3 protein-coding genes are annotated in these 7,183 nt (G+C 39.1%); 1 reads left to right on the top strand and 2 read right to left on the bottom strand.

Annotated elements, in window-relative coordinates; translation table 11 throughout:
- Positions 1-398: 398 nt before the first annotated feature.
- Positions 399-1,883: a DUF4434 domain-containing protein gene (locus tag LBH98_00420; protein ID MDR0303227.1), complete on the bottom strand. Its 1,485-nt coding sequence runs from the start codon at positions 1,881-1,883 to the stop codon at positions 399-401.
- Between the two features lie 14 nt (positions 1,884-1,897).
- Positions 1,898-3,529, bottom strand: coding sequence for a diguanylate cyclase (locus LBH98_00415; protein MDR0303226.1), 1,632 nt, complete (start codon positions 3,527-3,529; stop codon positions 1,898-1,900).
- Between the two features lie 207 nt (positions 3,530-3,736).
- Here LBH98_00415 and ileS point away from each other — a divergent pair, with 207 nt between their 5' ends.
- Positions 3,737-7,006, top strand: coding sequence for an isoleucine--tRNA ligase (gene ileS, locus LBH98_00410; GenBank protein MDR0303225.1), 3,270 nt, complete (start codon positions 3,737-3,739; stop codon positions 7,004-7,006).
- Positions 7,007-7,183 lie beyond the last annotated feature (177 nt).

Genomic DNA, 7,183 nt, shown 5'->3' with positions numbered 1-7,183 from the left:
CAAGCGGAGTTTGAGAGATTTTAAGAGAGATTTTTTAATAAGTCGCTTTTTTTGTCAGGAATTGTGTATAGCCGCTTGAGAGTAGGAGAGCCGGAGATTTTAATTTGTCTTATTTAATTTATTATCTTGTCTTATTTAATTTATGAATATATTCCATTAATAACGGGTATGGTTGGCTGGTTCTTTTTTTCTTCAAAAAATTTGGGTTTAGAATACTTTATTCCGGCAATATTATTGTTTTTTTGTGTTTTATTTCTAGGATATATGGGAAAGGAAAGAAACAATCAATTATGGGTAAACCTTTCTCGTTTTATTACAGGTTTTTATATATTTGGTTTTTTGCTTGCAATTTTATTGTTGATTGTATTTATAATTTATACTTTCAAAGATTTCAGTTTTTAATTGTGAAGTTTATAATAAATTGTCGAACTAATATCTTTTTGCAGGAATATTTTCTGTTTTGCAGAGGTTTGATTTTCAAATCCCAACATAAAAATGTAAATTCCGTATGAAACGGGCACTTTAATTACACAAGCGTCTTTCACGGTTCCGCTTAACACCACCTTTCCGTTAGGCGAGACCAAACAGTACGACATCGGTTTTTGCATTTTCGGGATCGCGATATTTAAGCCGGAAACCGATATGCGTACTTCATCTAGTAAATTTGATTTTGGCGATTTGATTGTCGAAATCGTTTGGCTGTTATTCTCGTTTTTTATTGAATCATAATATGTTTTGTAATCGTTGTAAAGTTTTTTTCTTGTAAAAAGCGGATATTCGTTAAACGGCGTTGTTACAGAAAACGGATCAAGTGAAAGGTAACTGAAACATACGAAAGTGTCGGCAAATTCGGCTTCGGTATTCATTTGGAGTAAAATTTTATCTATATTTGACGAGGAAAACTCAGGGTTTTCATCATCGCCGCTATAATTTGTAAACAATTCACTGTTCGCCCAAAAACTCTTTCCGTTTTTGTCGCATGCTTTTTTTACCGCTTCAAAATACGGAGAGACCAAATCGACAGTTTCCGTTAAAATCTGCGGCTTAACGCCTACGCCGTCTTGCAGCATAATTATATCTATAGACGATTTTGAAAGCACATAATCCCACATTTCTCCATATTCTTTTGCAGGAGTAAGCGTTGTGTTGAAGAAAGGAGAAATCGCCAACTGTTTGTTTGATAAATTATGAACTTCCGTTGCGACGCTATCCAACAACCATGCTAAAATATCCCAGTTTTCCCTATTTTCAAAACCCAAATTCGCTATTTCTACAGAATAATAAAAACCGCCAAACGCCGAATGATTCCCGAATTGAAGCGCCAAATCTTTTACCAAATCCACACTTCGTCTTACATGATAACGAAAAATCGCACTGTCTTTTGAATTTATATCGTTGTTGTTTACGGCTTCCCACCAATTAAACGTTTGTCCCGTTCCGTCTTCGTTCAAATATAGTCCAAGCCAAATTTTCACGTTATTTTTTTCGCCGGCGTCAAGAACCCGTTGTATAGGGCTGACATCTTCAAGTGTCCATGCTTTTATTGCGGGCATCCAAGAATTAACCGAAATATTGTCTATTTTGATTAAATTGGGATAATAAAAACAAAAATCCGCAGAAGCCGCGCCGCCGTAAACGTTTGAGAACCATTCCTGATTTGCTTCGTAGTGAGAAACCCATTGGTAAAATAACATGTTAGCGCCGATATCCGACATTGATTTTACCCAATCGTTGTAAAATTGCTGTGTTTTGAAATTGTCTTGATAATCTGCGACGCCGTATCCGATGCACGGCTGAATAAAAAATCCGCTTATTTGGGGATTTTTACTTGCAAAAATCGTTATAAAAGCAAACAGCAAATAAACAATATGCTTTTTTGCCATAAAAACTCAACTTTCTATGGATTGTTTTTTGACAATTCGCTATAAACCCTGTTTCGTCCGCCTTCTTTTGCTCTGTAGAGTTGTTCGTCTGCAATTTTCATAATAATTTCGTGGGTATCATTTGTTGTCGGAATCATTGCTGCGACGCCGATACTTACTGTACACGTAGTAATTTTACCCGTTTCGGGCACTCTGATACGAAGACGCTCAACCTCTCCGCGAATCGATTCGGCAATATGCACGGCTCCGTGTAAATCGGTATTCGGAAGTAAAACGCCGAATTCTTCGCCGCCCAAGCGTCCCGGTAAGTCCGACGGTCTGTGAACCGCTCTTTTAAGCACTCCTGACAGTGCAATAAGAAGTTTATCGCCCTGAGGATGTCCGTAGGTATCGTTGTACGATTTAAACTTGTCCGCATCAAGCATTAAAAACGCTATTGATTTTTTGTTACGTATCGACACTTTCCATTCTCTGTCGAACGCGTCTTCAAAACTTCGCCTGTTTGCAAGCCCTGTCAAAGCATCGGTTATGCTTAATTTTTCTATTGTTTTCATTTGTTCCATAAGCGGTGAAAGTACAATTTCTTTTATCAAAATTTGGAAAAACAAAAGTCCTATGATAAAAATAAAAAGAGATGCCATTACGGCGTTATGCGTCGAAGCGTTTATAGCGCTATACATATCCTCTTCGGGAAGAGACGCCATTACAATGAAAGAAGAATCCGAATTTCCAATTGTAAATTTATATAATCCTGTTACCGTTTTTTCATTCTCGTGAAATACGGTATTTAATGTTGTTTTCCCTTTTTTTTGTTTCAATATCCCCGACAAATATCTTTTTTCAAAACCGTTTGGAACAAAACTCAATATATTTTTATGTTGAAGCGAACTGTCTTTTGAGGCTATAATAGAACCGTCTCCCAATGCGATAGTGCAAAAACCTTTGGGGTTTTTTAAAACCGAATATTTTGAAACGAGTTCGACAATAGATTCCGTAGAAAAATCAATCCCTACGACCCCTATCGATATATCGTCAACAATAATCGGAGAACTTATGCGTAACAGATAAAAATAACTATCGTTCTTTTGAGAAACCTGTTGGTACGCGGGCTTTGAAATATACGGTTTTTGCGATTCGTATGGAATTTTATATTTTTCCGATAAGGCATAATCTTTTATATCCGGTTCAATTTTGATTTTTGCACTATCGTCGCTTAAACGAGAGATGTATGTGGCGAACGCACCGTTTACAAATCTCGGATCTTTAGCGTAAAGAACGTCGTTATCGTCATAACAATATGGTCCGAAATTGATAAAAATCGCCATATATTCGGGTTTACTTATATACCAGTCAAGAAGTATTGATAACATTTTATTTCGATTTGTCTCTTTATAAACGCTTGCAATATTTTTGGCATATAACTGCGTTTCGTTTAGCGGCTTTTCAAAGACAAGGTTAACTTGGTGCGCAATCTGTCCGCTGGCTTCAAGCAAATAAGATACGGTTATATCTTGTGAGATGCCTCTGAAAGGAATGACGTAAACAGCACTTATGGCTATAGACAGAATCAGCATAATGAGTAAAGATGATAATAATAATTTTAGGCTTATTTCGATGTTTCGCTTTGTTTTTGAAACGGCTGCCACTCTTTTATCCTCCGAAAAATCTTTTTCGCAACTATTAAATATAATTATCGGCAAGCATGTTGTGAGAAAAAATAATTTTTTTGATGAATTTTCATTGAACTTAGATACTATTTACCGGCAACTATTGTCAAATTATCGCCATTTATCTATCCTGCTACATCCAAATATTATTTTCTGTGTAAAAATCGGCGAAAAAAGGCGGCGAAAATGAGCAAAGAACATTTTAAACAAGTGAATACTAAAATTCAATTTCCTGAAATAGAGAGGGAAATTCTGGAAAAGTGGAAAGAAGAGGATTCTTTCAGAGAGAGTTTGAAGCAAAACGAAAACAACGAACGTTTCGTATTTTATGACGGACCGCCTTTTGCAACCGGACTTCCTCATTACGGACACTTGCTTCCGGGAACGATAAAAGATATAGTGCCGAGATTTTGGACGATGAAAGGCAAATATGTCGAGCGCAGATTCGGTTGGGATACGCACGGACTTCCGGTCGAAAACGAATTGGAAAAAGAATTTAAGGTTTCCGGTAAAAAACAAATCGAAGAAATGGGATTGTCGCTTTTTAACGAAGCGTGCCGTTCAATAGTTTTTCGCTATACTTCGCAATGGAAAGACGCCGTTGAAAGAATGGGGCGCTGGGTGGATTTTGAAAATCAGTATCGTACCCTTGACGCCTCGTTTATGGAAAGCGTTTGGTGGGTTTTTAGGCAGGTTTGGGACAAAAATCTTATTTATTCGGGATTTCGTGTGCAGCCGTATTGCCCCAGATGTTCTACGCCGCTTTCAAATTTCGAGGTAAACGAAGGCTATAAAGATAAGAAAGACGTTTCAATTACGGTAAAATTTCCTCTTGTAAACGAAAAAAACACCTCTGTTCTAGTCTGGACGACAACGCCTTGGACGCTTCCGTCGAATGTTGTTTTGGCCGCCGGACCAGATATTGATTACGTAAAAGTAAAAGACGGCGAAGAATGTTTTATTTTGGCAAAAGCGCGGCTTGGCGCATATTACAAAAAAGAAAGCGATTATGAAATCGTCGCACAGTATAAAGGCGGTGACTTGGTCGGCTTAAAATACGAGCCGATGTTTGATTATTTCACGAAAGTAAACGACAGGTTTTTTCAAATTACGACGGCGCAATACGTTTCAACCGAAGACGGAACCGGAGTCGTTCATATAGCTCCGGCGTTTGGAGAAGACGATTTTCAGGTCGGCAAGGCTATGGATTTGCCGATAGTTTGTCCTGTAGATTCTGAGGGTAATTTTACAACGCATGTCAGAGATTTTGCAGGGAAGTTCGTGCATTCCGTAAACGACGAAGTGATTGCGGACATAAAAAAGCGCGGACGTTTGGTTCATAAACAGACAATTGAACACCGTTATCCGTTTTGCTACCGTTGCGATACTCCGCTTATTTATAAAGCGATTGACACGTGGTTTATGAAAATAGAGCCGATTCGCCAAAATATGCTTGACTCCAACAATAATATCCATTGGGTTCCCGAACATTTGCAGCAGGGACGTTTTGGGAACGGGCTGAAATCCGCGCCCGACTGGAATTTGGCTAGAAACCGTTATTGGGGAACGCCGATTCCGATTTGGAATTGCGAATGCGGGCATATTCATTGTGTCGGTTCGCTTGAAGAACTTCACGAACTTGTCGGCGGCGGCGACAAACAAAAAGGCGAAAGAATCCACGGAGAAACCGCAAAGTCTGTAAAAGAAAATTTAGACAAAACCGCCGATTTGCAATTTGCAAAGTATAATATTGATCCAAAGTGGGCGAAAAGCGTGAAATCGACCGAAATTTCTGAAATTGATTTGCATCCGCACGTTGTAAACGAACTTAAACTTATTTGCCCCAAGTGCAAAAAGATTATGAAACGTACGCCCGAAGTTTTGGATTGCTGGTTTGAATCGGGAAGTATGCCTTATGCTCAAAACCACTATCCGTTTGAAAACAAAGACGTTTTTGAAAAGAACTTTCCGGCGCAGTTTATTGCAGAAGGAATTGACCAGACGCGCGGCTGGTTTTATACGCTGACGGTTCTTGCAAGCGCACTTTTCGGCAAGGAAGCGTTCAAAAACGTTGTGGCAAACGGGATTATTTTGACGGAAGACGGAAACAAAATGTCCAAACGACTTAAAAATTATACGCCCCCGCAGGAAATGATTGAAAAATGCGGCGCGGACGCGATACGCCTATTTTTGATAAATTCACCGGCGGTTCGAGCGGAAGATCTGCGTTTTTCCGAAAAAGGCGTTATGGAGATGGCTCGAAGCGTTCTTTTGCCGTATTGGAACGCGTACAGTTTTTTCACGACTTACGCAAACGTTGACGGCTGGACGCCAAACACAGACGCGCTTAACTCATCCAACGAACTTGACAAATGGATAATTTCTTATCTTAACCATTGCATTGCGGACGTAAATACGGAGATGGAACTGTATAATTTATACAAAGTCGTGCCGCTTTTGGTTGAATTTATCGACAATCTTACGAACTGGTATATTCGTCGCAGCCGCCGCCGATTTTGGAAAAGCGAAAACGACGACGACAAAACCGCCGCTTATCAAACACTTTATTATGTTTTGGTAGAATTTTCAAAACTTATGGCGCCTTTCTTGCCGTTTCTCACGGACGCGGTTTATAGAAATTTAGTCGGAAGTATCGACAAAAACGCTGAAAAATCTGTTCATTTGTGTAGTTTTCCCGTTGCCGACAATTCAAAAATAGACGCCGACGTCGAAACGCGTATGAATTTAGTTCGCCAATCCGTCGGTATCGGACGTCTGCTTCGCGCAAGATACACAATCAAAAACCGCCAGCCGCTTTCTGATATTACCATAATAATAAGAGACGAACACAAGTGCGATTTGTTGAAAGAAATGTCCGAAATCATCGCGGAAGAACTTAATGTAAAAGAGGTAAAGTGTATAGGCGACGAAAACGCCGTCTTGCTTGTGAGCGCAAAACCGAATTTTAAAAGATTGGGTAAAACGCTTGGTAAGGATATGAAAGCGGTCGGGGACGAAATTGCAAAATTTACGGGTAAAGATATTTTGAATTTGGAAAACGGCGGCGTAAAAATAGTTTTGGGTTATGAAATTCGTTTTGACGACATAGAACTTAAACGTGAAAAGCGCGACGGCGTGGAAGTCGAAACGTCAGGCGAGATTACTCTTGCACTCAACACAAAAATTACCGGCGAACTCAAAAACGAAGGGTATGCCCGCGAACTCATAAACCGTATTCAAAATATCCGTAAAGAACGCGATTACAACGTTGCGGATAGAATTTGCGTAAAAGTAAATTGTGACGAAGTTCTGCAAAATTCGCTTAAAACCTGCGAAAGTATAATTAAATCCGAAACGCTTGCAATCTCAATCGAATGGTGCAAAACTTTGAGTAACGCGGTTAAAACGGAAATCGACGAGTTTGTTTTGGACTTGGAAATTAGTAAAGGGTCGTAATTTGTGATTGTGCTGTGAGTTTATTTTTGTACACAACGGCAAATATTATTTTCCTTGTATGAAATACCAAAACATACTTGAAGAAGAACTAAAAAACAAGGTTTCTACGGACTTTTTCGCTAGATTCGACTGCACTGAGATAATCAAAAATATTGATTTTTCCGTAAAAACCAAAAA

The organism is Chitinispirillales bacterium, assembly GCA_031254455.1.
Taxonomy (GTDB): Bacteria; Fibrobacterota; Chitinivibrionia; order Chitinivibrionales; family Chitinivibrionaceae; genus WRFX01.
The sequence above is the reverse complement of the archived record's forward strand: the minus strand, read 5'-3'. Positions and strand labels throughout refer to the sequence as shown.

Excerpts from the sequence above, each read along its gene's own strand:
- LBH98_00420 (MDR0303227.1), bottom strand. The coding sequence starts at position 1,883 with ATGGCAAAAAAGCATATTGTTTATTTGCTGTTTGCTTTTATAACGATT.
- ileS (MDR0303225.1), top strand. The coding sequence starts at position 3,737 with ATGAGCAAAGAACATTTTAAACAAGTGAATACTAAAATTCAATTTCCT.